At 62.6% G+C, this 24,799-nt stretch carries 26 protein-coding genes and 1 tRNA gene; 8 read left to right on the top strand and 19 right to left on the bottom strand.

The annotated features are described in order from the left end of the window. Positions 1–123: 123 nt before the first annotated feature. Positions 124–792, top strand: coding sequence for a nucleotide exchange factor GrpE (grpE, locus tag AC5E6N_RS08555; RefSeq protein WP_491747426.1), 669 nt, complete (start codon positions 124–126; stop codon positions 790–792). Between the two features lie 14 nt (positions 793–806). Here grpE and AC5E6N_RS08550 read toward each other — a convergent pair whose 3' ends face one another. After that, positions 807–1,817, bottom strand: coding sequence for an adenosine kinase (locus AC5E6N_RS08550; RefSeq protein WP_491747425.1), 1,011 nt, complete (start codon positions 1,815–1,817; stop codon positions 807–809). Positions 1,818–1,977: 160 nt separating this feature from the next. Between AC5E6N_RS08550 and AC5E6N_RS08545 the strand changes: the two genes are divergently transcribed. Continuing rightward, positions 1,978–2,694: a sulfate transporter family protein gene (locus tag AC5E6N_RS08545; RefSeq protein WP_491747424.1), complete on the top strand. Its 717-nt coding sequence runs from the start codon at positions 1,978–1,980 to the stop codon at positions 2,692–2,694. An 18-nt stretch (positions 2,695–2,712) separates the two neighbouring features. On the opposite strand, the gene nth is transcribed toward AC5E6N_RS08545, so the two are convergent. Continuing rightward, on the bottom strand, positions 2,713–3,468 hold the full coding sequence (nth, locus tag AC5E6N_RS08540; RefSeq protein WP_491747423.1) for an endonuclease III: 756 nt from the start codon (positions 3,466–3,468) through the stop codon (positions 2,713–2,715). 22 nt (positions 3,469–3,490) lie between these two features. Between nth and AC5E6N_RS08535 the strand changes: the two genes are divergently transcribed. After that, on the top strand, positions 3,491–4,012 hold the full coding sequence (locus tag AC5E6N_RS08535) for a DUF2244 domain-containing protein (protein ID WP_491747428.1): 522 nt from the start codon (positions 3,491–3,493) through the stop codon (positions 4,010–4,012). 7 nt (positions 4,013–4,019) lie between these two features. Here AC5E6N_RS08535 and AC5E6N_RS08530 read toward each other — a convergent pair whose 3' ends face one another. Further along, entirely contained in the window at positions 4,020–5,216 is a 1,197-nt protein-coding gene (locus AC5E6N_RS08530) for a penicillin-binding protein activator (RefSeq protein ID WP_491747422.1), read from the bottom strand. A gap of 182 nt (positions 5,217–5,398) precedes the next feature. Between AC5E6N_RS08530 and rsmI the strand changes: the two genes are divergently transcribed. Both rsmI and AC5E6N_RS08520 read left to right on the top strand, forming a co-directional pair. Further along, positions 5,399–6,283: a 16S rRNA (cytidine(1402)-2'-O)-methyltransferase gene (gene rsmI, locus AC5E6N_RS08525; RefSeq protein ID WP_491747421.1), complete on the top strand. Its 885-nt coding sequence runs from the start codon at positions 5,399–5,401 to the stop codon at positions 6,281–6,283. Then, positions 6,280–6,648, top strand: a complete 369-nt coding sequence (locus AC5E6N_RS08520) for a YraN family protein (RefSeq protein WP_491689533.1) — start codon at positions 6,280–6,282, stop codon at positions 6,646–6,648. The genes rsmI and AC5E6N_RS08520 overlap by 4 nt, the downstream gene beginning before the upstream one ends. Before the next feature lie 30 nt (positions 6,649–6,678). Here the strand turns inward: AC5E6N_RS08520 and AC5E6N_RS08515 are convergent, their stop codons facing one another. The 3 genes from AC5E6N_RS08515 to AC5E6N_RS08505 all read right to left on the bottom strand — a co-directional run bounded on the left by AC5E6N_RS08515 (position 6,679) and on the right by AC5E6N_RS08505 (position 8,883). Next, positions 6,679–7,671, bottom strand: a complete 993-nt coding sequence (locus AC5E6N_RS08515; protein ID WP_491689532.1) for a BMP family lipoprotein — start codon at positions 7,669–7,671, stop codon at positions 6,679–6,681. Between the two features lie 211 nt (positions 7,672–7,882). Continuing rightward, a complete protein-coding gene (gene msrA, locus AC5E6N_RS08510; protein WP_491747420.1) occupies positions 7,883–8,527 on the bottom strand; it encodes a peptide-methionine (S)-S-oxide reductase MsrA in 645 nt (214 codons plus the stop codon). A 35-nt stretch (positions 8,528–8,562) separates the two neighbouring features. Next, a complete protein-coding gene (locus AC5E6N_RS08505; RefSeq protein WP_491689530.1) occupies positions 8,563–8,883 on the bottom strand; it encodes a hypothetical protein in 321 nt (106 codons plus the stop codon). A gap of 300 nt (positions 8,884–9,183) precedes the next feature. On the opposite strand from AC5E6N_RS08505, the gene AC5E6N_RS08500 reads away from it, so the two are divergent. Continuing rightward, positions 9,184–9,274, top strand: a tRNA-Ser gene (locus AC5E6N_RS08500). Between the two features lie 121 nt (positions 9,275–9,395). Here AC5E6N_RS08500 and AC5E6N_RS08495 read toward each other — a convergent pair. The 6 genes from AC5E6N_RS08495 to phnA form a co-directional block, all read right to left on the bottom strand. After that, on the bottom strand, positions 9,396–10,715 hold the full coding sequence (locus AC5E6N_RS08495; protein WP_491747419.1) for an amidase: 1,320 nt from the start codon (positions 10,713–10,715) through the stop codon (positions 9,396–9,398). 3 nt (positions 10,716–10,718) lie between these two features. Further along, entirely contained in the window at positions 10,719–12,275 is a 1,557-nt protein-coding gene (locus AC5E6N_RS08490) for a TRAP transporter large permease (RefSeq protein WP_491747418.1), read from the bottom strand. Then, complete coding sequence (locus tag AC5E6N_RS08485) at positions 12,272–12,814, bottom strand: TRAP transporter small permease subunit (protein WP_491747417.1); 543 nt, start codon at positions 12,812–12,814, stop codon at positions 12,272–12,274. The genes AC5E6N_RS08490 and AC5E6N_RS08485 overlap by 4 nt, the downstream gene beginning before the upstream one ends. 68 nt (positions 12,815–12,882) lie before the next feature. Next, positions 12,883–13,932, bottom strand: coding sequence for a TRAP transporter substrate-binding protein (locus tag AC5E6N_RS08480; protein WP_491747416.1), 1,050 nt, complete (start codon positions 13,930–13,932; stop codon positions 12,883–12,885). A 22-nt stretch (positions 13,933–13,954) separates the two neighbouring features. Further along, a complete protein-coding gene (locus AC5E6N_RS08475; protein ID WP_491747415.1) occupies positions 13,955–15,265 on the bottom strand; it encodes an alkaline phosphatase family protein in 1,311 nt (436 codons plus the stop codon). Further along, a complete protein-coding gene (gene phnA, locus AC5E6N_RS08470; protein ID WP_491747414.1) occupies positions 15,258–16,529 on the bottom strand; it encodes a phosphonoacetate hydrolase in 1,272 nt (423 codons plus the stop codon). The genes AC5E6N_RS08475 and phnA overlap by 8 nt, the downstream gene beginning before the upstream one ends. Positions 16,530–16,636: 107 nt before the next feature. Between phnA and AC5E6N_RS08465 the strand changes: the two genes are divergently transcribed. Then, a complete protein-coding gene (locus AC5E6N_RS08465; protein WP_491747413.1) occupies positions 16,637–17,584 on the top strand; it encodes a sugar-binding transcriptional regulator in 948 nt (315 codons plus the stop codon). Between the two features lie 408 nt (positions 17,585–17,992). Here AC5E6N_RS08465 and AC5E6N_RS08460 read toward each other — a convergent pair whose 3' ends face one another. Further along, on the bottom strand, positions 17,993–18,718 hold the full coding sequence (locus AC5E6N_RS08460; RefSeq protein ID WP_491747412.1) for a putative quinol monooxygenase: 726 nt from the start codon (positions 18,716–18,718) through the stop codon (positions 17,993–17,995). A gap of 295 nt (positions 18,719–19,013) precedes the next feature. On the opposite strand from AC5E6N_RS08460, the gene AC5E6N_RS08455 reads away from it, so the two are divergent. Next, positions 19,014–19,532, top strand: a complete 519-nt coding sequence (locus AC5E6N_RS08455; protein ID WP_491747411.1) for a LysR substrate-binding domain-containing protein — start codon at positions 19,014–19,016, stop codon at positions 19,530–19,532. Positions 19,533–19,606: 74 nt separating this feature from the next. On the opposite strand, the gene AC5E6N_RS08450 is transcribed toward AC5E6N_RS08455, so the two are convergent. From AC5E6N_RS08450 to AC5E6N_RS08425, 6 genes are all read right to left on the bottom strand, one after another. Continuing rightward, the gene (locus AC5E6N_RS08450) at positions 19,607–20,692 is read right to left on the bottom strand and encodes a hypothetical protein (RefSeq protein ID WP_491747410.1); all 1,086 of its coding nucleotides are present in this window, start codon (positions 20,690–20,692) and stop codon (positions 19,607–19,609) included. A gap of 12 nt (positions 20,693–20,704) precedes the next feature. Continuing rightward, positions 20,705–21,313, bottom strand: a complete 609-nt coding sequence (locus AC5E6N_RS08445) for a helix-turn-helix domain-containing protein (RefSeq protein ID WP_491747409.1) — start codon at positions 21,311–21,313, stop codon at positions 20,705–20,707. A 34-nt stretch (positions 21,314–21,347) separates the two neighbouring features. Then, positions 21,348–22,319, bottom strand: coding sequence for an isopenicillin N synthase family dioxygenase (locus AC5E6N_RS08440; protein ID WP_491747408.1), 972 nt, complete (start codon positions 22,317–22,319; stop codon positions 21,348–21,350). 61 nt (positions 22,320–22,380) lie between these two features. Then, complete coding sequence (locus AC5E6N_RS08435; RefSeq protein ID WP_491747407.1) at positions 22,381–22,968, bottom strand: peroxidase-related enzyme; 588 nt, start codon at positions 22,966–22,968, stop codon at positions 22,381–22,383. 27 nt (positions 22,969–22,995) lie between these two features. Next, positions 22,996–23,757 carry an amino acid ABC transporter permease gene (locus AC5E6N_RS08430; protein ID WP_491691151.1) on the bottom strand — a complete coding sequence of 254 codons (762 nt, stop codon included), beginning with the start codon at positions 23,755–23,757 and terminating at the stop codon, positions 22,996–22,998. 35 nt (positions 23,758–23,792) lie between these two features. After that, positions 23,793–24,575, bottom strand: a complete 783-nt coding sequence (locus AC5E6N_RS08425; protein WP_491747406.1) for an amino acid ABC transporter ATP-binding protein — start codon at positions 24,573–24,575, stop codon at positions 23,793–23,795. Positions 24,576–24,799: the final 224 nt, after the last annotated feature.

Raw genomic sequence — 24,799 nt, 5'->3', positions numbered from 1 at the left:
CATGATCCGCTGAAAGTTTCGGATGCGCTGAATTCGGCGCCCCCGATCCCTTGATTTTTTCCGCTGAAACCTCGATATGCGGGGCAACAAAGCAAAAAACCGCTGTAAAGGAAACATCGCACGATGTCCGATGAAACAAAGAAAACGGATATTGGAGCGGAAGATAGCGCGAATTCCGCCGCACCCGGTCCTGCGCAGAGCAGTGAGCCGGGCGGGCCTGAACAGGCCGACGCCGTGTCGCAAGGCGGGGAGCCGGAGGCCGACCAGCCTTCGCCGCTTGAGCTCCTGGCCGCCGAGCGGGACGAACTGAAGGACAAATATCTGCGCCTTGCCGCGGAGATGGACAATCTGCGCCGCCGCACGGCGCGCGATGTGCGTGACGCCAAGACCTATTCCGTCTCCAACTTTGCCCGCGACATGCTTGCCGTGTCCGACGACCTGCGCCGCGCGCTTGATGCCATACCGGCTGAAGCCCGGGAGACCGCCGATGCCGGCCTGAAGGCGCTGATGGAGGGCGTGGAACTCACCGAACGTTCGATGCTGTCCGCGCTCGAGCGCCACGGTGTGACGCGTCTGTCGCCGGCCGGGCAGAAATTCGATCCGAACTTCCATCAGGCCATGTTCGAGGTGCCCAATCCGGACGTGCCCAACAATACGGTCGTGGAGGTCGTCCAGGATGGCTATGTCATCGGCGACCGCGTGTTGCGGCCTGCCATGGTCGGCGTTGCCAAGGGCGGGCCGAAACAGCCCGCCGAGAGCAATGCGGAAACGACCGCCGGCAGCGCCGAATAGGCCGGCCCGATACTCTAACCGACGAGACTGGCCGCAATCAGTCCCGCGTCGATGCCGGCCTGTTTCAGCGAGTTGTGCGGACGCGGGCCGATCTGCTGGATGACAAGCCCGGCGGCGAGGCTGCCGAGTTTCGCGCAGTCTTCAAGCGACCGCCCGCTCGTGTAACCGTGAAGAAAACCGGCGGCATAAAGATCGCCCGCCCCGGTCGTGTCCACCAGTTCGCGGATATTGATGGCGCCGACGGAAATGCGCTCGCCGTTGCGGGCGACGGTCGAGCCGCGTTCGCTGAGTGTAACGATGGCGAGTTTGCAGTCCTGCGCCATCGCCTCAACGGCCGAATCCAGCGATGACGTCTGATAAAGCGACATCGCCTCGTGCTCGTTGGAAAAGACGATGTCGACCGTGCCGGTACGCATCAGGTCCAGGAACTCGTCGCGGTAGCGATCCACACAGAACGGATCGGACAGCGTCATGGAGACTTCCCGGCCGTTGGCGTGCGCGATTTCGGCGCATTTGCGGATCGCCTCCTTCGCCCGCGGCGGGTCCCACAGATAGCCCTCGAAATAGGTGACTTTCGAGGCGGCGACGATGTCCTCGTCGACATCCTCCGGATCGAGCTCCACACAGGCGCCCAGATAGGTGTTCATCGACCGCTCGCCGTCGGGCGTCACGAAGATCATCGAGCGAGCCGTCGGCGGAGGGCTGTCAAGCGGCTCGGTCCTGAAGACAACCCCTTGCGCCCGGATGTCGTGTTCGTAGATCCGCCCGAGCTGGTCGCGCGCCACCTTGCCGAAAAACGCCGATCGGCCGCCGAAACTGGCAATGCCCGCCGCCGTGTTGCCGGCGCTGCCCCCCGATGCCTCGACCGCAGGTCCCATGCGCTCATAGAGCAACTCGGCGCGGTCCGCATCGATGAGGTTCATGGCCCCCTTGGTGATTGCGTTTTCGATGAGAAACGTATCTTCGCAGCGCGCGATGATGTCGACAATGGCATTGCCGACGCAAAGAACATCGAGTTCTTCCATGGGGCAACAGGCTCCCTTTGCGTTGTCCGCCGACCGTCTTAGAGCAAGTCCGATTTAAATAGAAGCATCGGATGGCGGAAAACCTTTGGTTTGCGGCGGTTCCATTGAATCCGCGGGTCAAATCCCTATCTGCACTCCATGCATCACCCGGAACCATCCCATGATCGTTGAAGCCGCGCGCCTTGCCGGGCGCAACCTGCTGGCGCCGGAATCCCGCTCCGTTTTCTGGAAGATTCTCGGCATTACCATAGTGATGCTCGTCGGGCTGTGGACGCTTTTGCGCGGGCTGTTCATGGCCTACGCGCTGCCCTGGCTTCAGCATCTCGTTCCCGGCATGCCCGACTGGGCCGGCTGGCTGGGCTTCGTCCTCGCCATCATCGCCGGGCTCGGCCTCGCGGTCGGCCTTGCATTGCTAATCGCGCCGGTGACGGCCGTGATCGCCGGATTTTTCCTCGACGGCGTTGCCGAGATCATCGAAAGCCGCGACTATCCGGCCGACCGGCCGGGTGAATCCGTGCCGCTCGGCCGGGCGGTTGTCTACACGCTGAAATTCCTCGGCGTGGTGATTGTCGGCAACATCATCGCACTGCTTTTATTGTTCGTTCCGGGCGTCAACATCATCGCTTTCCTGCTGGTCAACGGCTATCTCTTCGGCCGGGAATTCTTCGAATTCGCCGCCATGCGCTACCGCGGCGAGGAAGAGGTGCGCCGGATGCGCTCCAAATACCGGGCGACCATCTTTGCCGCCGGCCTGATTATCGCCGCCTTCCTGTCGATCCCGCTGCTCAACCTTCTGACGCCGCTTTTCGCCGCCGGTCTGATGGTGCATCTGCACAAGATGCTGTCGGCAAAGGACGCCGAATTCGCCCTCGCCTGAGGAGTCCCCGGACGTACTCTAATCCAGCGGCACCAGCGCCGCCGGAACGTCGCAGGTCTTTTCCTTCGATTTGCAGATATCGGCGATGACGCAGGCCGGACAATCGGGCTTTCTCGCCTTGCACACATAGCGCCCGTGCAGGATCAGCCAGTGGTGACCGTGCTGCAAAAAGGGTTCGGGGATCGTCCGCAGCAGGTTCTCCTCGACATCGTCGACGGTTTTGCCCGGCGCCAGCCTGATGCGGTTGGCAATGCGGAAGATGTGCGTATCGACCGCCATCGTCGGCTGTCCGAAGGCCATGTTGAGCACCACATTGGCGGTCTTCCGGCCGACACCCGGAAGCTTCACCAGGGCGTCGCGGTCTGCCGGGACCTCTCCTGCGTGCTCCTCGATCAGTACCTTTGAAAGGGCGATCACGTTCTTCGCCTTGTTGCGGTAAAGGCCGATCGTGCGGATGTGTTCGCGCACCTTGTCTTCGCCGACGCCGAGCATTTTCTGCGGCGTGTCGGCGATGGCGAACAGCGCCCGTGTCGCCTTGTTGACCCCGGCGTCGGTCGCCTGGGCCGAGAGCACGACCGCGACGAGAAGCGTATAGGCGTTGACGTGTTCGAGCTCACCCTTCGGCTCCGGCCGCTGCACGCTGAACCGGCGGAAGATTTCGCTGACCTCGTCCTGTGAGTAGGCGCCCTTCGGCAGTCTTTTGCGGCGTTTACGCGGCGCGGTCCTGCCATTTTCGGCAGAACCGCCGGCGGATTTCGTTTTGGCCTTTTGCATGAACCCTCTATATTCTGCGGATATGAGGGAACGCAATGCCAACCATGGCGACGGGCCGGTCAAAAAAATTCGCGACAACGAGGCGCCGGTTTTCGAGGCGCTGCTGACGCCACACCGCTCGCTGTCGCGGACGGGCTTTGTCATCCTGATGGCCATCGTCGTGGCCGCGACGGCTTTCCACGGGCTTGTCTTCGCCGTTGCCGGCGCCTGGCCCGTGGCCGGATTTTTCGTGTTTGACCTTGTCCTTCTGGCCGGTGCGTTCTGGCTGAACTACCGCGCCGCGCGGGCGCGTGAGATGGTCAGCGTCTCGCGAACGGACCTGTCGATCCGGAAGGTCGCCCCGTCCGGCCGGGTCCGCGACTACCGCTTCAATCCGTTCTGGGCGCGCTTCGACATTGCCCGTCACGATGAGTTCGGCATCACCGGCATGCGTGTGTCGGGCGAGGGACGCTCCACGGATGTCGGGTCCTTCCTCAACCCCGATGATCGCGAGAGTTTCGCCGCGGCCTTTGCCGGCGCGCTTGCCACCGTCCGCAGAAACTGACGTTTTTCTAGAACTGTGCCGGATCGAAGCTGCTGAACTGCCGCGGTGCCGGATCGACGACAATCGCCTCGCCCTCCTGGATCTGATAGACCGCGAGCCCGCGCTGGGTGTCGCCGTTCGCCTGGAACCGGAAAATACCGGTCACGCCGCGGAACCCTCTGGGCCGTTCGATGCTCTGGCGCGACAGGGCGGCCGGATTCCCGGTGGCCAAAAGGTCGGCGACCATGGTCACCGCGTCATATCCGAGCCCCGCATTGACCGTCGGTTCGCCCTGGAAGCGCTCCTGGTATTGCGCCTTGAACGCGTCGAAGCCGGATTGATCCATATCGGCGAAGATCGAGCCCTGCAGAAAGGCCGATGACAGATCCGACGACCGCCACTGGCCCGTGCCGATCAGGCGTTTGTCGCGCAGCTTCACGCCCTCGCTTTGCAGCACCCGCGCAATGGCGACCGGCGCGGTTCCGCCGTCCGGAATGAAGATCGCGTCGGACTGCTCGACCGCCGGCAACACCTGCTGCACGGCGGCGACAACCGATTCATTGTTGTAGTCGTAGCGCGACACGCCGTTGAGCACGCCGCCGCGCGCCTGGAGCGTTGCCCGCAACTGGCGCTCGACAAGTGTGCCGTAGGCCCCGTTCGGCAATATGGCTGTGAAGGATGTCAGGCCGGTGCCGGTCGCATAGGAAACGGTCCGGTCCACCACCTGATTGGGAAGGAACGACATCAGAAAAACCCCGCCCGAGGCGGCGGAGGGATCGGACGAAAAGGCGATCATGGCGCGGTTTTGCGGGCCGGCGACCGAAGCCGCCGAGGTCACACTGCCCGAAAACACCGGACCGAGGATGATGGCCGAGCCTTCCCGGATGGCTTCCTCGGTGCGGGCGATCGCCCCGGCGGCCGATCCGGTCGTGTCCTTGATCACCAGTTCCATCGACTGCTGGCCGCGCGTTTCAATGGCAAGCTCTGCCGCATTGTGGTATTCGCGGGCGATTGCTGCGCCGTTGCCGGGCGCCGACAGCGGCAAGAGCAGGGCAACGCGCGTCACGCCGGTTCCAAGCACTTCGCCGGAAGCCGGGCCCGTTTTCACCGGCAGGCTTGTCAGCGGAGCGGGTTCCGCCGGGCCGCCGCCCTGCGGAAGACCGTAATTGACCACCTGGCATGCCGACAGCAGCAGCGCGGCTGATATGACGGCCGGCACTGCCATTTTTTGTATTGTCCTGCGAAAGAAAACCTTCATTCCCTGTCCCGGCCGGTGCCCGGTTTGTGCCGGGCCGTAATCTGTGGCATTTGCCGCCATGGCAAGATGCGTACATATTGCCTATCTGCCCCCGGGTAAAGATCAAGGGCAAGCTGGCGCGTCCCACAGGATAATGGAAAACGGATCGAATGCACGGATCGTTTCAAATCGGCGCGCATCGCCTCGAGGCACCCGCCCTTGAGCCGGGCCTTTATCTGGTGGCGACGCCGATCGGAAATCTCGCCGACATCACCTTGCGCGCGCTGCAGGTGCTGGCGAAAGCCGACGTGCTGGCCTGCGAAGACACCCGCGTGACGCGCACGCTGCTCACCCGTTATGCCATAACGACAAAGCCGGTCGCCTATCACGAGCACAATGCGGAGCGGGCCGGTCCCAGGCTGGTTGCGGCGCTGAAAGAAGGCAAAAGCGTTGCGCTGGTCAGCGATGCCGGCACGCCGCTCGTGTCGGACCCGGGCTACCGCCTCGTCGGCGATGCGCTGGAAGCTGACATACCTGTCATTCCCGTTCCCGGCGCGTCGGCGCCGCTCGCCGCGCTCGTCGGTTCCGGTCTTCCCACCGACAGTTTTTTCTTTGCCGGCTTCCTGCCGGTCAAGGAAAAGGCCCGCCGGGACAGGCTGGAGCGCCTGCGGGACATGCCCGCCACTCTGGTTTTCTTTGAATCGCCGCGCCGGCTCGCGGCTTCGCTTGCGGCGGCCTGTACCGTGCTGGGTGCCGGGCGCCCCGCCGCCGTGTGCCGGGAACTGACCAAGGCATTCGAGGACATCCGCCGCGGCACGCTTGCCGAGTTGTCGGAGCATTATCGCCGCGCCGGCTCCGTGAAGGGCGAGATTGTCCTCGTGATCGGGCCGCCGCAGGCGCGGGCGGCCAGCCCGCAGGAGGCAGAGGCGCTTCTGCGCGAGCTTGTGCGAACCCGTTCGCCGGCGCAGGCCGCGACGGAGGCCGCACGCCGCACCGGGCTCGCCAGGAAGGCGCTTTACCGGCGCCTGCTTGAAATCAAGGACGAAGCGCCGTGAGAGAAGGCGCGGGCCGGCACGGCAAGAGGCGGGCCTACCGGCGCGGCCACCGGGCCGAATGGCTGGCCGCGCTTGCCCTGATGCTCAAAGGATATCGCATCGTTGCGCGCCGTTTCAGGACGAAGGCGGGCGAGGTCGATCTGATTGCGCGCCGGGGCGATCTCGTCGCACTGGTCGAGGTCAAGGCACGCGCCGGTGAACGCGAGGCCATCGACGCCGTGACGGCGAATGCGTCAAGGCGCATCGCCGCCGCCGGCGACATCTGGCTGTCGCGCCAGCCCGATGCGGCAAGACTGTCGGTGCGCTGCGATATCGTTGCGGTTCTGCCCTGGCGCTGGCCGCGGCATTTTCCCGGCGCATTCTGAAAAAAACCGCCGGAACAATGTCCGGCGGCTCTAGTACGGGCAGTTCTCGTCCGACATGTAGTCGTGCACGACAATATCTCCGGCGATGATGTCGGCTTTTGCCTGCTCGACCGCATCGCGCATGGCCTGATCGACCAGCTTGGCGTTGTTGTCGTCCATGGCGTAGTCGACGCCGTTCTCGGCAAGGCCGAGCACGTTGAAGCCATAGGAGAAATTGCCCTCATTTGCATCGTTGAATGCGTTGTAGACGGCGACGTCGACGCGCTTGAGCATCGAGGTCAGGACCGAACCCGGCTGCAGGCCGTTCTGGTTGGAATCGACACCGATGCTCAGCTTGCCTTCATCGGCTGCCGCCTGCAGAACGCCGATACCGGTGCCGCCTGCCGCCGCATAGACGACGTCGGACCCTTGAGCGATCTGCGACTTGGCGATCTCGCCGCCCTTGACCGGATCGTTCCAGGCGTCCGGCGTGCTGCCGGTCATGGCTTCAAGCACCGTCGCATCCGGATTGGTGGCTTTGACCCCGCCCACATAACCGCAGGCGAATTTGCGGATCAGCGGAATATCCATGCCGCCCACGAAGCTGACTGTCCCGGACTCGGAGGCCTTTGCCGCCATCACGCCGACGAGGTAGGAGCCTTCCTGCTCCTTGTAGACCACCGAGCGCACATTCGGCAGATCGACGACCATGTCGATAATGGCGAAGTTCGTATCGGGAAATTCCGCCGCGACCTTTTCAAGCGCGGCGGCCCAGGAGAACCCCGCGATGACGATCGGGTTGTTGCCGTCACGGGCGAACTTGCGCAGTGCCTGCTCGCGCTGGGCGTCGTTCTGGATTTCGAAATCGCGATACTCGATGCCGGTGTCGGCCTTGAACTTTTCAGCTCCGTTGTAAGCGGATTCGTTAAACGATTTGTCGAATTTACCGCCCAGGTCGTAGATGACGGCAGGCTTGATATCCGCCGCCAGCGCGGTCGCGGACATCGCTGCCAGTGCAAAGATGCTGAGGAGTGTTCGCTTCATATTCACCAACCCTGTGTTGTTCCGTTTTTTTCCTTTTCGCCGCACTGGAGCGGCTTATTCAAAGCCTTTCAGGCCGGCTTGCGGCAAGGCTCTGCCATATCCTTGCATGGCTTCCGGCAAAGATCACGTGAAAAATGAACCGTTTGATCAACAAACCCAATCGAATGATCGGCTTATGTTTTACGCCCTGGCCTTGGGCTGTAGTGACCCTTTAACCGATGGTGCAGGCGACACCGGTGCCCTTGACGCCGCAATAGCCGTTGGGGTTTTTCGCCAGATATTGCTGATGATGGTCTTCAGCGAAGTAAAACGGGCCGGCGGGCGCGATCTCGGTGGTGATGTCGTGGCCGATGCCGGCGGCAGTCAGCGACGCCTGATAGGCCTCTTTGCTGCTGCGCGCCTCATCCATTTGCGCCTCGTCAACCGCATAGATCGCGGACCGGTAGGTCGTGCCCACATCGTTGCCCTGGCGCATGCCCTGGGTCGGATCGTGTCCCTCCCAGAAAATCTTCAAAAGCGCGCCGTAGCTCACCTTTTGCGGGTCGTAGACAACCAGGACGGTTTCCGCATGTCCGGTCATTCCGGTCACGGTCTCCTCATAGGTCGGGTTCGGTGTCGTGCCGCCTGCATAGCCGGCCGCGGTCACGAAGACGCCGTCGCGCTGCCAGAAAAGGCGCTCGACACCCCAGAAACAGCCCATGGCGAAATAGGCCGTCCCATGGCCGTCCGGATAGGGTCCCTTGAGCGGATGCCCGTTGACGAAGTGGAGGCTGGCCGTTTCGAGAGGCGCGTCCCGGCCCGGCAGCGCTTCGGCCGGATCGGGCATTTCGTTTTTCTTGTCAAACAGGCTGAACATTCCTCAAACTCCCTGAGTTCCAAGCATGACTTGTTCTAGCGTGCGGCAAACCGCCCCGCTGGTCTCGGGCGCCGCCAGGCGATCAGATAGAAGATCAGCGACAAGGTGAGAAACACGCCCCAGGTGGGCTGCAGCAGGATCCATTGCACGATCGGATCCCATATATATGGATGAACGTTTCGCTGGATCAATGCCTGGGCGAGGTTGAGCGTATCCGGGCTGAAGGAATACCAGGCCGCGCCGAGCGGCGTTATCACGATCTCCGAGGCCGCCAGGGAGCGGATTGCATCGACCACCGCGCTGATGACGGCAACGATCAGCGCTAGAAGGCTGATAGCGCGCAGAAGAAACCGCATTACGGCTGGACTCCCATCCCCTTTATTCGTCTTTTTGGTCCCGCGACCGGCCGGTATCCCCGGCCCTTTGCGACATGCATAGCGCAAACCGGCATCACGTGGAAATCAACTGCTTGAAATATACGCACCGCTGTCGGTTTTTCTGTGCGGAAACTCACATCGGCGGCATGCGAACGGAGTTTTTGGACGGCTGTGCGCGACACAGTCATCGAAGCGTCAGATTCTGGTTGATCCTGTGCATGGCTTGACTATATTGCGCGCCGGTCCGGCAATCGCCTTGCGCCCCTGCCGGCCTGTTGCGGAGAGGTGGCCGAGTGGTCGAAGGCGCACGCCTGGAAAGTGTGTAGGCGGTGATACCGTCTCGAGGGTTCGAATCCCTCTCTCTCCGCCATTTCCTTGCGGGGTCCATTCTCGTCACATGGTTTACATTTGATACCGGAGACATGCAGACCGGAACCACTGAAGAACCCCTTCGGGCCAGAAGTGTAACCCATGTCTCAGGAAGGACATCGTTAACCTGATTTCGTCGATGCAGCAGCTATCAAGAGAGACCGCCCCATTTCGAGCAAATCCATGTCCTGATTGCGCCTGCCGACCAACTGGACTCCGATCGGGGCACCTTCCAGCATCTGCAACAACGGCAGCGAGAGCGTCGGAAAACCGCAAAAGGTCCAGGGCATGGAGAAGCTTCCATCGCCGATGCCGTCTGTCAAGAAAGGTGGAGCACCCGGTGTCGAAAGCGTGACCAGCGCGTCAATATCGGCCATTCTGGCTTCAAGCTCGGCAGCGAGTTGGCGCCGCAACCGCATGGCTTCGACATAGCGTGTTGCGGACAGTGTTCGACCGGCCTCGATGAAGCTGACGGCTTCTTCGGGCAGTCGGGCGTGGTGGCCGGAATACTCGCCTCTCATCGTCACGGCCATATCGCCGGCAATCAGATCGCGGTGAGCGGGAATCGCATCAGCGAACCGGACCGGCAACTCAATGGTCCGGTCGATCGGGATGGCGGCGGTGAAATCCTCAAATGCTCGCAAAGCCTCCGTCTCCGCGAGTGGCCACCATGGACCGCGTACGATGGCGCACCGGGCGAGATCATCGGGCGCGGGATCCCGCTGAAGCTTGAAAACCGCACTCGCCGGAAACGGCAAATTTGGCCCGAGCGTCTCGACCAGGACCGAAAAATCGTCCAGCTCGTTCGCCATGAAGGCGACCGTCGCCGTCGGCGGGCACAAGGCCAGACACCCGTCCAGCGGGATCAGATCATGCGTCGGCTTGAAGGCGAAGACACCTGCATAGGCCGCAGGGCGCGTCGACGACGACGTGTTCTGGGTGTTGACCGTGAGCGGCACCATGCCTGCCGCGACGGCGGCGGCCGATCCCACCGACGATGCTCCCAGCGTGCGGTTTGGGTCGATAGGGTTTCGCGTCGGTGCCGGCGCGTTCATGCCGAAAGGCGTGGTCACCGTCTTGCCCATCAGCACCATGCCGAGATCACGCATCGCGGCGACAATCCGCGCGTCCTTGTCCGGCCGGCGGCCCTTGTGGATCGGCGATCCCATCTCCGTCGGCAAATCGCTCGTATCGATATTGTCCTTGACGGCGAAGGGCACGCCATCGAGCCGGCTCAACCGTTTGCCGGACGCCTGGCGCGCATCCGCCGCGCGGGCTTGTTCCATTGCGAATGTGCGGTCGAGATGCGCCCAAGCCCTTATCTCTGGTTCAAGTCGATCGATTTGCCAAAGACAGGCGGCCAGCAGCGCCGTCGGTTTGGCCTCACCGGCTTCGATCGCCGCGGCGATGTCTGTCGCGGACCTGGGAACCATGTCGTTCATCGCTCATCCTCTCAGCCATTGCGGCAGTGCCGTGACCAGACCCGGAACCGCGAGCAGAATTCCCAAGACGATGAGCTGCAGCGCCGCGAAGGGCAGCACGCCGTGATACATGTCGACGGTTCGTACCGTCTCGGGCGCGACGCCGCGCAGATAAAACAGCGCGAAGCCGAAAGGCGGCGTCAGATAGGACGTCTGGAGATTGACCGCCACCAGGACACCGAACCACAGGGGATCGACCGTCTGCAGCAAGCTCAGTGCGAGGATCGGCACGGCCAGCGTGATGATCTCGATCACGTCGAGAAAGAAGCCAAGAACGAAGATCACGATCATGACGAAAGCCAGCGCGCCAATCTCTCCGCCGGGCAAGGCCGTGAGAAATCCGCCGACGACCGCGTCACCCTCCAGCCCGCGAAAGACCAATGCGAAGCATGTGGCGCCGATCAGGATGCCATAGACCATGGCGCTGATCTCAAGGGTTTGGCGCAAGGCGGTCACCAAGACCCCGGCCTTGAAGGTCGCCGCCATCGAGAAGGTCAACGCGGCTGCGAACATGATCGCCGCCAAGATCATCGAGATGTAGGTCACGGTGGTCGGGGCGGATGCGAACAGCCCCGGCATGCGCCCGTCGCCGAGCGTTCGCAGGACGAGCGCCAGAATGATGGCCAGAACGCCGAGCCAGACGAGGCGACGGCCGGCCGTTCCCGCTTTCGATCCCGCAAGCAGTACCGCACCCGCCGCCCCGAGCCCGGCCGCTTCGGTCGGCGTCGCCACACCGCCAAGGATGGATCCGAGCACGGCCATCAACAGAAAGAGTGGAGCGATCAAAGCCCCCATCAGCTGACCGGTCGCCATCGTCTCAGGAGCATGTTTGGCGCTGTCCAGATCAATGCGGCGGCACCAGCACACCGCCAGCAGGTAGAGCGCATAGACACCGACCAGCAGCAGGCCGGGGACCAGAGCGCCCGCGAACAGATCGCCAACGGAAACGGGCTGTGCGGTCCAGTTGCCGACCGTACGCTGGGCTTCACCATAGACAGCTCCCAGCTGGTCCGCGAGCAAGACAAGCACAATCGATGGTGGGATGATCTGGCCAAGCGACCCGGTTGCGCAAATCAGCCCCGACGCAAGCGGTGGCGGATACCCCCGCGCCAACAGGGCCGGCAGCGAGATCAGCCCCATAGCGATCACGGTGGCGCCGACAATGCCGGTGGATGCGGCAAGAAGCGCGCCGACCACACACAGCGACAGGCCCAAACCACCAGGTATGCGATGCATCAGATCGCCCATCGTCGTCAGGAGATCAGCAGCGATCCCGGACCGATCAAGGACCGTGCCCATGAGGATGAAGAGCGGGATCGCAAGCAGCAATTCATTGGTCAGGACGCCCCATATGCGCGGCCCCAGCGCCAGAAGCAACGTCGTATCGAACTGGCCGAAAAGGCCGGCGATCAGCGCAAATCCAATCGATACACCGCATAACGTGAAAGCGACGGGAAATCCCAGAAGCAACGCACCGAAGGTCAAGATCAGCAAAAGCAGCGGGAGCGCTTCGACGATCATGCTGGAGGCTCCCGCGTCAGGGACTCGTCCCGATCCTGCGCGGTAAGGTCTCGCCACGCGCGGGCAAGGATCGTGATGGCCGGGAGCAACAGCAAAGCCGGCATGACAAGAAGCGTGGTCTTGAACACGAACACGCCGGGAAGCCCACCGACGCTGCGCGAGCCTTCCAGCGTCTCCCATGCGCGAGAAACATAGGGGGTGGATGCCCACATCAGCACGGCGATCGTCGGCAGGAGGAGAACCAGCGTTGCCAGAAGATCGACCAATGCCCGGCCGCGTGGCGCCATACGCACGCGTAGGACATCGATCCGCGTGTGCCCATTCTTGGCCAGAGCATAAGCGATGCCAGCGCCGACAAAGACGACATTGGAGTAAATGATGGCTTCGTGGAGCCTTAATGAGCCAAAGCCGAACAGGCCGCGCCCGAGCACGAGCGCAACCTGTGACAACATCATCGCCGGCACCAACCATGCGGAGAGGCAACCGATGGTGATGGCAATGCCGTCAACGTGATGCATGCCTAGGCGCTGGTTTTTCATCGCGTTCTCATAGGCATGACAATGGAGGCCCGAACACCCGTCATCGTTATTTGCCCCCAGAGTTGGTATCAGGTGGCGGCGAAGACCATGGCACGCGCCCGCGCGAATGGCTGCTCGGACGTTTCTGTCACCCGCCGCGCACCGGCATGGAACGCCATATAGCTGTCATGGACACGGGCCGTAAAAGCATCACCTGCCGCGGCTTCGGCCACCACCTCTTGCGAGGTTTGCCCCAGGGCCAGCAACACATCGTCGCTATAGGGCCGCAACTGGACGCCGTGCTCGGTCACGATGCTGTCGAGGGCCGTGCCATTGCTGGCCTGAAATTCCGCCTGCATCTCGTCATTCTCCGCTTGGCAGGCAGCCTTGATGATCTCCTGATCGGCCACGCTTAGACTGTTCCAGACATCCAGATTGAAGCCTGCCGACACGTTCGAGGAGGGCTCGTGCCAGCCGGGGTAATAGTAAAACTTCGCGACCTGATGGAAGCCTTTGGCAAGGTCGTTCCAAGGACCGACCCATTCGGTCGCGTCGATGGCGCCCGATTGCAGAGCCTGATAGACCTCTGTGCCTGGGATAGAGGCTGGCGTCGCGCCGACGCGGCGGATGACTTCGCCGCCAAAACCGCCCATCCGCATGGTGATCCCGCGGAAATCATCAAGCGAGTTGATCTCGTTGCGGAACCAACCGCCCATCTGAACGCCTGGATTGCCCACGAGGAACGATTTCACATTGTAGTTAGCGGCCAGTTCGTCCCAAAGCTCCTGCCCGCCGCCATAATAGATCCAAGACTTGATCTCGGTGGGCGTCAGCCCGAAAGGCGTCGTGGTGAAGAAGTTGAACGCCGGGCTCTTGCCTTGCCACCAGAACTCAACCCCATGATAGAGATCGGCGGTACCCGTCGAAACGGCATCGAAGACGTCGAATGGCGGCACCAGTTCGCCTGCCGCAAAAACTCTGACGGTGAGACGGCTATCGGTCATGGTCGTGATGCGCCGGGCAAGCCTTTCGGCAGCCGTACCGAAACCAGGAAAGTTCTTGGCCCAGGCGCTTGCCATACGCAACTCGCGCCGCCCCTGAGCAATCGCCGGGGTTGCCAGCGCTGCGGCGCCGCCCAAGGCAGCACCGCGAATGAAGTCCTTACGTGACAGTCTCATAATCGTCTCCGTGATGGATGGTGGATGTTTGCAGCGCACGGCCATCCATCCCATCGGCGGCAATGCCGAGATGGATGAGGATGGTCGGTGCGATGTCGATGAGCGAAGTGCATCGATGGTGGACGGAGCCGGCTGAAAAGCCCGGACCCTGGGCGATCAGGAACGGCGCCTGTTCGCGACGGCCGAGCCCGCCATGCTGGCCGAAGCCGATGCCGGGATCCTTGCCGTTGCCGGGCTGCGCGACCAGCGCCGTGCCGGGAATGCCATATGCGTTCGGTGTGTCTTCGGTGCGCATGGCGACCGCAACGGCAAGGCCGTCGCGCTGGCAATGGCCGATCGCGGCCAATGCATCGGCGGGAATGACGCGATCCGTCCAAGGCTGGCGGTTCAGGAAGGCCGCGATGGCATCGCTACGGCCCCGAACGGCCTCCGCAAGATAGATCAGCGCCGCCGTGCCATTGGGCGCGACGACGACGTCGTCCGACGCTGCGTTGTCCTTCAATCCGGCCACGATCAGTGCCGCGTCGATGTCGACCGCCCCCGTGACCGTCTGATGCCCGTGATCCGAGCCGACAAGCAGCAGGATATCGTCGCCCTTGTGTCGCAATCTCGACACCGCATCGATTACCGTGCCGGCATGCCGATCCGCTTCGGCCAGCGCGGCGAGATGCTCGGGCGAACCGAGCGCGGCACAATGCTGGGTCGTATCGGGATGGCCGAGCCACAGAACCGCCAAGCCGGGCTTGCGTTCGCCAAGCACCTCGCCGACGAAGCGTTCCGTCATGGCGCGATCGCCATCGAGCCCGCGCCCGACGCACAGCGCATCGCCTTTAGGAACCGGAACCCGTCCCGACCCGAAGCTGCCGGCCCGGTGGTAGACATGCCCGTGGCCGTCCGGGTCATGCGCATAGGCCGCGCCTGGCGAGACATTGGAGAAGATGATGGCGCCGCCATGGGCCAGAAGCCGTTCGGCAAGCGTCGGTTCTGCCAGGGATCGACCCGTTGCATGTCGCTTGTGCTGCAGGAAATCGGGATGACCGGCATCATGCAGCACCAGCCGACCGTCTTCTCGCAGCACCATCGCATTGCCAGCCAGTTCATGCCGGCGCGGATGGCAACCCGTGGCAATCGTTGCCGAGCAGACCCGCGTCACGGAGGGGAACGCCGAATGATGGTCCGCGAACCAGGCCGCGTTGCCCGCGAACTTGGCAAGGTTCGGCGTGCGTTCGGCATCGATCAGATCGCGTCTCATCCCGTCGAGAACGACCAGAACGGCGTGGCGAATGTCACCCATGGCCCGCCTCCTGGCCGAGCAGGTTCAAGGCGACATGAAAGGCGTCGTAATTGCGCAGAGGTGACGGCAGATGCTCTTCGCGTAGCGGCCGGTTGACGATGAAGGGCACGGTCTGCTCATGCCGCCCGCCATGCGACCGCAAGGGCCCGCGCAGCGCCGACAGATCGTGTTCCGTCTTCCGCGTTCCCAAGACGCCCGACGCTGTCGCAAGCACCATCAGGTCGCCGATACGGTCTTCGGGAAGCTGAAGCTCTCTTGCGGCGTCGGCGCGCGTCAGAACCTCGTCGACCTGCCGCAACGCCATGAGGGATTCGGCGGCAAGGATAGGGTCGGCGCCGTCCAGATACACCATGGCGCAGGCGCCAAGCGCCCCATGATGAACGATGTAGGGGTCGGTGATCGGCAGGATTACTCGAGCACTCTTCTCCGGGAGTGCAACGTCCAGAACGTCCTGGAGATAGGCGACGTCCGGCGCGCCATCGGCCTTTGTCTTGGCGTTCATGCCGTGGTCCGCGGTGACGACCATCATCGCGCCCATGGCGTCGATCCGGGCCAAGAGGCTGTCGAGTGCTGCCATGAAGTCGAGCACTTCGGACGCGTCCGGTCCGTAGCGGTGCTGCATGTAGTCGGTCGTCGACAGATAGAGGAGGTCCGGCGCCCGCATGTCGAGAAGCGCCAGGCCGACCCGCAGCACGGCCAGACTGACTTCGGCGCTGTAGATGTCGGGCGGCGTCTCGCCGACCGCCGAGCGGACCGCCGGATCGACCGTTTCATCGGTATCCTTCGCCAGGGCCTCGATCGACAGGCACACCGCCCGTCGTCTATCGTCCTCCGGAAGCCCCGCGCTGAGCAGGCGCCGCAGCTTGTCCTTCGCCGTGACCGCGCCGACCGACAGGCCGGCCTGATGCGCCATGGCCAGGATCGTCTCGGCGCGCAGGAACGCCGGCGTGTTCATCATCACCGGCGCGCCGGTTTCGGGATCGAGCGCGTAATTGCCTGAGATGCCGTGCCGCGCCGGGGCGACGCCCGTGATCAGCGACATGTTGTTGGGATTGGTGAAACTCGGCAGCGCCGATGCGGCCGTCCGCTGGCCGTATTGTTCGATCAGATCACCGAGGAACGGGCAAAGCCGATGCACGCGCGCGGCTTCCAGATAGGCCGGATCGAAGCCATCGATGCAGATCACGACGACCGGCTGGCGCGGCGCGGGATAGTCGCGTCCATTGCAGGAGAAGGATGGGTCAGGATAGGTCGGTTTGGTCATGGAGGAGTCGATTAGCCGTTCAACATGACAGTCGAATGACAAATGTAATTTAATAAAATACATTTGTTAGTGGTGACCAAAGCATGGTCATTTGATAACAGCGCGACATGATGAGTGTTTCCACCGAACCTCGCCTCGCGGCACGTATCGCCTGGTATCATTTCCAGGAAGGGCTTACCCAGTCGGCGATTGCCGAAAAGGTCGGGCTGAGCCGCGCGCGGGTGAACCAGATCATTGGTGAGTTGCGGGCGTCCGGCGCGGTTCAGCTCCGCATCAACACGCCGCACGGCCCCTGTGTCGAAATGGAAGCGGCACTCAAGGAGTGCTTCGGCCTCGCCGAGGTGATCGTCGTGCCGGCGCCGGCCCCCGAGACCGATGTGCGCCGGGTGAGCGGTATGGCGGCCGGGCACTTCCTGTCCGAGACGATCGGCGACGATTATGTGGTCGGCGTCGGCTGGGGCGGCACGATCGATGCGGCGGCCAGTGCGATCACGCGCAAGAATGGTCGCCGCAACACGGTTGTCTCCTTTTGCGGCGGCTTTCCGCGCAGCACCCCCGTCAACCCGTATGACGTGGCCGCCCGCTTCGCCCGCATCCTGCAAGGCCCCTGCTATTATGTTACCGCGCCGATGTTCGCCGACGACAAGGGCATGCGCGATGCGCTGGTCTCATCCGGCTCGGTGCGCGAGACGTTCGACCAGGTGCGCAAGGTTGATGTCGCTCTCGTCAGCGCCGTCGATCTGACGCCGCGATCGCGCAGTGTAGAATACGGCCTGGTTTCGGAAGACCTGCGTCGATCGCTCCTCGCTGCCGGCGCCGTCGGCGACATTTGCGGCCACTATCTGACCGCCGATGGCGATACGATCGCGCATGAGGTAACCGACCGGATCGTCGCACCGCCCATCGAAGACCTGCTTGCCATCCCGCATCTCGTGCTGGCTTCGGGCGGCAAGGCGAAGGTCCCGGTCATCCTGGCGGCCCTCCGCCGTGGCCTCGCCCATACGCTGATTGTCGACGAGAACGCGGCAAGTGAACTGCTTGAACTAGCGAGATAAACGAAATCTTGGCCGTTGGACGAGCACGCCACCGCCGCCACTTAAGGCCAATGGGCGCTACAGATAGTTTCCAGTTCAACCAAGATCGGATGTTGTGTTTGCATTCTAACGGAGCATTATGATGCACAACCGAATGGCGTAGAGCAATCGCGTTCCATATTGCAGACAAGCGTAGGGCTATAGCGAAGGAATAGTTCGCGTTTTAATCGCGCACGGTCCGCTATTCACTGCCGATTGTGCGATGTTGTACTACCCGGGTCCGGTGGTCGCTTCGCGGACGGAGTAGACATTTCCGGGCTGGGATAGCATGTCTGCTTCCGTAATGACGGCGATCTAGGTCCACTGGCTAGATGCAGGGACCCAAACGCCCGGCGCCGGAAGCGCCAGGCGCGTGCTGGTTGCAACGGACTAGTTGATCGCGAGGATTTCGTAGTTGCGGACGTTGGCAACGACGCCCTCGTCCCAGCCGCCTTCAACGAGATCGGCCGCCCTCTCATTCAGTAGGCCCGCGACCTGGCCGGCGAAGTGGGCCTCGCGACCGGAATTGTCAGCGAAGGCGTCGAAGATCGCGAAGTTTGTTTCGTCGATCCGCAGTGCCACCCAGAACAGGGTTTGCGGCTCCGTTTCCGCGACGATCGGCCCGGCCGCGCTGAGCAGTTCTGCCAGCTGTTCGGCCTGGCCCGGCGCCGCTTCGAGCGCGATGTAGGTCGCGGTCGTCGCGCTGTCGAGGTCAACCGGTGCCTTTGCCGACAGCACAACCGAGTTGTTGATGTTGGCGACCACGCCGTCATCCCATCCGCCTTGCACCAGGGTGCCGGCATTGTCGTTCAAGGCACCAGCCACGGCGCCGGAGAAATGAGCATCCCGCGCCGCCTCGTCGATGAAGATGTCGAAGATGGCCAGCGTGTCCCCGGCTTGCAGCGCAAACCAGAGTTCGGTGCCGGGCTCGGTCTCCCTCACCATGGGTGCGGCGCTGGCCAGGAATTCGGCAAGGGCACTGGTCTGGCCATTGGCGGCCTGCATTTCGATATAGCTTGCGGTGTAGTCGCTCATGACGGTCTCCTGGGCGGTTGCGAGCGACGTTGTGGCGACGAGGGCAAAGGCCGACAGCATCGGGAGGATTTGCTTTTTCATGGGTCATCTCCTGCGTTGGGTTTCATCGATTTCGATGGCCCCTTGTCCCACGACGCCCGCTTCCGGCTCCAATCCCGAAATTCTATTTTACGATAGGTATTGACTATATATCTTGTTCCGCCGAGGCTGCCCGAGCGACATCCGGAGGTGCCGATGGAGATGAACCAGATCGGCCATTTTCCGGCCGTGCGCGCGCATCGCGATTTCACCCATGCGGCCAGTGCCTCCAATGTGTCTCAACCGTCCCTGACAGCGGCCATCAAGAAGCTAACCTCATCTCGCTCTAGAGGACGGATTGGGTGGTGCACTGTTCATCCGGGATCGCGCCGGCTGTCGGCTGACTCCTTTAGGAAAACTCATCTTTCCCCGGCTGAAGAGGTTGCAGACAGAGGCGAGGCAAGCGAAGGCAGAGGCGGTAGAACGGTTCAGAGCCCGCCTGCCTCAAGCTGAGATCGAGCTGGTCGTCGCGCCGCACGAAGACCTTCCGAGCGGATTTCGGGAAGGAGATTTTGACATCGTGGTCACCGCCGCTGATGTCAGCCCCGAGCTATATCGTATAGATCCTCTCTATCGAGAGGCATATCAAGTCGTTGTTGCGAATGGCCATCCTTTGAGCCAATTGGACGCCGCCACATTGGAGACGCCTGCCGGGACAGCCATGCTCGACCGGCCGAATTGCGAGATGCGCGACACGCTCCACAGCAGCTGCGCTGATTGTGGTTTCACGCCTTTTCGTCGCGCACGGCCCGCCATTTATCTTTTGTGTCTATACCGGTCACATGGTTTACCCCTGTTCCGGGACGAATGGGTTTGATGCCGGTTCAAGCGGCCGGTCCCGCAGCGTTTCGAAGATGCGCCGGCGCGACGGGTCGGCAAGCGCGGTCAAGGCTAGACAGTGTCAAGTCCGATATCGCGGGAGGGATTGTCGAACAGGGCGGCAAGGCCGGGCCAGCGGGAAAAGACGGCGGCGATATCGTCGTTGATTTCCCGGTTCAAATGCCCGCGGTCCCACAGGGGCGTGCCGTCGACGGTGACAAGCGGGTCAAACACCATCCAGCAGATCTCGCCCGGCGGATAGGCGCCGCAGGTGTGAAAATGCAGGATGCGCGGATTGGGAAATGCCGTGTTTGACCAGCGGTCGGGGTTGTCCGCCGCGGGCATGGCGTAGGCGCAGGCCGGGTGCATGCCCGAATGCCAGGAATGCACGAACATCGGCTTGATGGCGAATGTCTCCGCGACGTGCCGGTAATGGCCCTCGACGGCGCTGACCGTTGCCGCCGCGCCCGCAAAGCCGGTGATGCGGTTGCCGTCCACGGTCGCGATGACGGTCTCGTCGAGACCGAGCCATGCCGGCGTGTAGGGACGGGAACCGGTCGGCGTGAGGTAATGCGTGATCGCCACCTTGCCGGAAAATCCCTGCATCCGTATCGGCTTGTAGACACCAATCGGGAAGCGCTTGAGCGAAACGTCCTCGGCTTCGCCCGGATCGACGATCGAGCGTCCGGAAAGATCCGTGCCGTTCGGGCAGGTGATGCGGATCTTTTCGGCCGCGTCGAGCGTCCGGTTGAGCGCGTCCTTCAGATCGAGCAAGGCACCGTAGTCGAAACGGCCGAAGGCGGAGGCCAGCATGTTCCGATTGATCGCGTAGGACATGACCGCCGGCCTTCCGGACTGGCGGATCGAGAAGCGGCCCTGGTCGCCGATTCTGGCAAAGAACACCGTCTGGTCGTGCGCTTGCATCGCCGTCAACAGGTCTTCGGACAGTGCGCCGCTCTCATCCGGACCGCCGACCATGCGTAGCGTCGGCCTCATGCCCAGCCGTTCCGCTGCTTTGGCGACGGCTTCGGGCGCGTGCGGGTCGTACCAGCCGAGATCGGGATCCTCATGCAGGATGAGGATGGTGTCGCCCGGTTCGGCCCCGGCGCAACTGATCAGGAGATTGCGGGCTGCCTCGGCAAGATGATCTGTCGTCATTTTTGCTCTGCCCTAACGTCCGGATGCCTGAACGGAGAGGAACCGGAAGACCGGTGTGAGCACTTCCTTGATGCCGTAGCGGAGTTCGGCGTCAAGGCTCAGTGAATCGCCGGCCCGCAGGTGGATCTCCCGTTCGCCGTAAAGATAAATGGCCTCGCCCTCCAGCGCGTAGACAAAAAGGCACCCGTGCCCGTTATAGATGGGCGGGCGCGAGTCGTCTCGTCTGTCGAGCGTGACCATCAGCGCTTCGAATTCGAGCCCCGGCCGGCGGTGGAAGCCGAGCGCGACGAAGTCGTGCGAATGACGCCCGGCGACGCGGGTCGATGCCAGGCCCTTGCCGGCCTTGACGTGGGTGATGTCGGCGGTGGCGGTTCCCGTTTCGCGCAACAGGCTGACGATCGGCACTTCAAGCGCCTGGGCCAGCGCCTCAAGCGTCGACAGGGAAGGGGAGACCTGGCCGTTCTCGATGCGTGAAATCATGGCCGCCGATACACTGGAGCCGGATGCCAGGTCCCGGGCGGTCAGGTTGTTGGCCTCGCGCAAGGCGCGCAACGCCTTGCCGACCGCCTCATCGACGCCGAATTCGGACAGTGGTTTCTTGTTGACAACCTGGTCTGTCATTCAGATGCGGTTCCGCCTGCCTTTCATCCGCGACCTATTTGCCATCGTCGCCGCGATAGGAAAAGGCCTTTGCAAACCGCCACTGCAGATAATCGCCGCAGGAGATCGGCTCTTCCTTCATGGCGCAGTCCGGCCCGAAGATGTCGCGCGGATCGATCATGGTCTGCGGCTCCGGGTCATAGGCAAGAACAAGCGAAAGGCGTTCCTTGCCGGATGTGTTGATGACGCGGTGGGGGGTCGAGCGGTATTCGCCGTTGGTCCAGCGGGCCAGAAGGTCCCCGACATTCACGACGAGCGTGCCGGGGATCGGCGGAGCGGCGATCCATTCGCCGTCCAGCGTCTCGACCTGAAGGCCGCCGACGGAATCCTGGCACAGCACCGTCAGGACCCCGAAATCGGTGTGCGGCCCGACGCCGAACTGGCCGGAATTTCCATTCTCCTGCGGCGGATAATAGACAAAGGAGGCACGGCTGAGCGGTGCGTCATTGGTCTTCAGGAACGTATCGACCGGCAGGTCGAGCCCGAGCGCGAAGCCGCGCATGAGGTGGTGCGCCACCTCGTGGACCCTGTTGAAGTAGTCCATGGAGACCGTCTGCGTCTGCGGCATGAAATCGGGCCAGCGATTGGCGCCGCGCAGGCTGTGGTCGTCCGGCGTCACGCCGTGCGAATCCTCATAGCCCCAAATGAAGCTTTCCTTCAGGTCGGCCTTCGCATCGTCCTGCATTTTGGCGCCGCCGACGGACAGGAAACCGCGATGGGCGCCGCTGACCGCGACCCGGTTTTTCTCCTCGGCCGGCTGTCGAAAAAATTGCATGGCCGTGGACCGGGCGGCCTCGATGGTCTCTTCCGGGATGCCGTGGTTGGAAACGTAGATAAAGCCGACCTCGCGGCTGGCGCGGTGCAGTTGCCGGGCGACGCCGGCCGGGTCGGAACCGTCACGCAACGGGCCGATATCGATGACCGGGATCAGTTCGCGTTCGATGTATTCTGGTGCCGGATCGGACATGCGCATTCCTCCATCATTTCGTTCGATGCACTATACGCAATAAATTTATTCTCATGCAATATCAGGCCGTCGAATTTTCCGCGTAGTAGCCGACGACATCGCCCTCGGTGGTGACGCCGAGGCCGTTGAGGCTGCGATTGACGTAGTTGAAATAGCCGATGATCTGATTGGCTTCGAGGATCTGTCCGTCGTCAAATCCGGCCGTCCGCAATTGCCGGACATCGTCCTCGACCATCGCACCCGGTTCGAGCGTGAGCTTGCGCGCATAGGCCAGAAGCGCCAGTTCGGCGGCGCCGAGCGCGTCGCCCGGCCGGTCCGCGCGTAGCGCCTTTTCGATCGCATCGGCGCGTTCATCGTCAGCGATCAGATGGCGGGCATTGGCCCAGTGATTGGCGAAGGAATAGGCGCAGCCATTGAGCAGCGAGACGTAGGACGAAACGGTCTCCTGAAGCCAGGGGGCCAACGTGTTGCTGTCGTCATGCAGCGCCGCCCGGTAGAGGATCACATGGCCGCGCATGGTGCCGGGGCGCAGCGAATGCACCCGCATGACGTTGTCGACCGTGCCGTGCGGCGTGCGCGCCAGCCTCAGGGCGTCCATAAGGTCGTCCCCGGCTTCCTCTTCATCGATCATCCTTATCCAGGCCGACATGGTTTTCTCCCGGTCTTTTGGTTTGCTTCAGCCACGCTCATCGGCCCGCATGCGGCGCTCCAGCCAGCGAACGCCGGCGGACACGATGAGAATCAACACCAGATATTCCAGCACCAGGATCGTGTAGATCTCCAGCGAACGGTACTCGATGACGACAAGTTCGTTGGCGCGCCGCGTCAGCTCCTGCATGCCGATGACGGAGACGAGCGAGGACATCTTGAGCATATAGACGAGCTGGTTGCCGAGGGCCGGAAGGATGCGCTTGATCGCCTGCGGCAGGATGACGAAGCGCATGGTGTCGACATAGTTGAGCGAGATCGATTGCGCGGCCTCGTATTGTCCGCGGTGGATCGACTGGATGCCGCCGCGGAAGATCTCCGCCTGGAACGCGCTGTCGGACAGCGCAAGTGCAATGACGCCGGCCCAGAAGACGCCGATCTGGATGTTGCCGAGCTGCGGCAGGCCGTAATAGACCCACAGGATCATCACCAGGATCGGTATGGCGCGGATGAACTCCACATAGGTGCGGTTGAACAGCTTCAGGTAGCGGTTGCTGGAAAGGCCGGGAAGCGCGACGAGCAGCCCGAGCACGATGGAAATCAGAATGGCCGTGAAGGACAGGAGCAGCGTGTATTTCAGGCCGCCGAGCAGGAACAGGAGATTGGACATTCCCGTCTCGGTCGTTGGCGAGACCACGTACCAGCCCCAATTGGCCGAGCATCCGGTGACAAGCAGCGCGAGCGCGCAAATCGCTGCAATTCTGGCCGCGCGGGGCTTCACGAAGGCCATAGCCCTGTCCCTTTCTTTTCGTTTGCAGGCACCGGTCAATGGCCCAGGATCTGCTGCAGGAACCGCTTGCAGCGGTCGCTGCGCGGGCTGCCGAAGAATGTCTCGGGATCGGCGGTCTCGACGATCTCGCCGGCGTCCATGAACACCATGGTATCGGCGACGCGTTTGGCGAAGCCCATCTCGTGGGTAACGCAGATCATGGTCATGCCGCTGTCGGCGAGCTCGGTCATCACATCGAGCACCTCCGATATCATTTCAGGATCGAGCGCCGATGTCGGCTCGTCGAAGAGCATGATGCGCGGCTCCATGCACAGCGACCGGGCGATGGCCACACGCTGCTGCTGGCCGCCGGACAACTGGCCGGGATATTTGTCCGCCTGTTCCGGAATATGGACGCGCTCCAGATAGAACTCGGCCCGCTCGCGCGCCTCGTTGCGGGACATCTTGCGCGCCCGGACGGGGCCCAGCATCAGGTTCTCGATGGCTGTCAGATGCGGAAACAGGTTGAACTGCTGGAACACCATGCCGACCTCGCCGCGCACGGCGCCGATGTCGCGCGCATCGTCGGTGAGTTCCGTGCCGTCGACGACGATTCGTCCCCGCTGATGGGTTTCCAGCCTGTTGATGCAGCGGATCATGGTCGATTTGCCGGAGCCGGACGGGCCGCAGACGACCATCTTCTCGCTGCTGGCAACGCTGAGATTGATGCCCTTGAGGGCCTGGAATTCCCCGAACCATTTGCACACGCCGCTCATCTCGATGATCGGAGCGGCTGCGGCTGCATCGTCAACTTGCGTCACGACGGCCTTCTCCCTCATGGGCGGTCCATGCGGCCATTATGGCGGCCGGCGTGCCGCGCTGCGTTCCCCTTATCCGCGAAGCGGGCCGGAAAGGCCCAATCGGGGATCGTGTTTTGCGTTATTTTTGTTGACTCTGTTGAGTATCATTGAGTTTATTGTCGTGCAACAAATTTATTAGATTGCAATTTTTGCGCTGTTCCCGAACACCGCGAAAGGCACATAATTGAGGGACACATCAAAGG

This window comes from Hoeflea sp. (genome assembly GCF_984452065.1).
The sequence above is the reverse complement of the archived record's forward strand: the minus strand, read 5'-3'. Positions and strand labels throughout refer to the sequence as shown.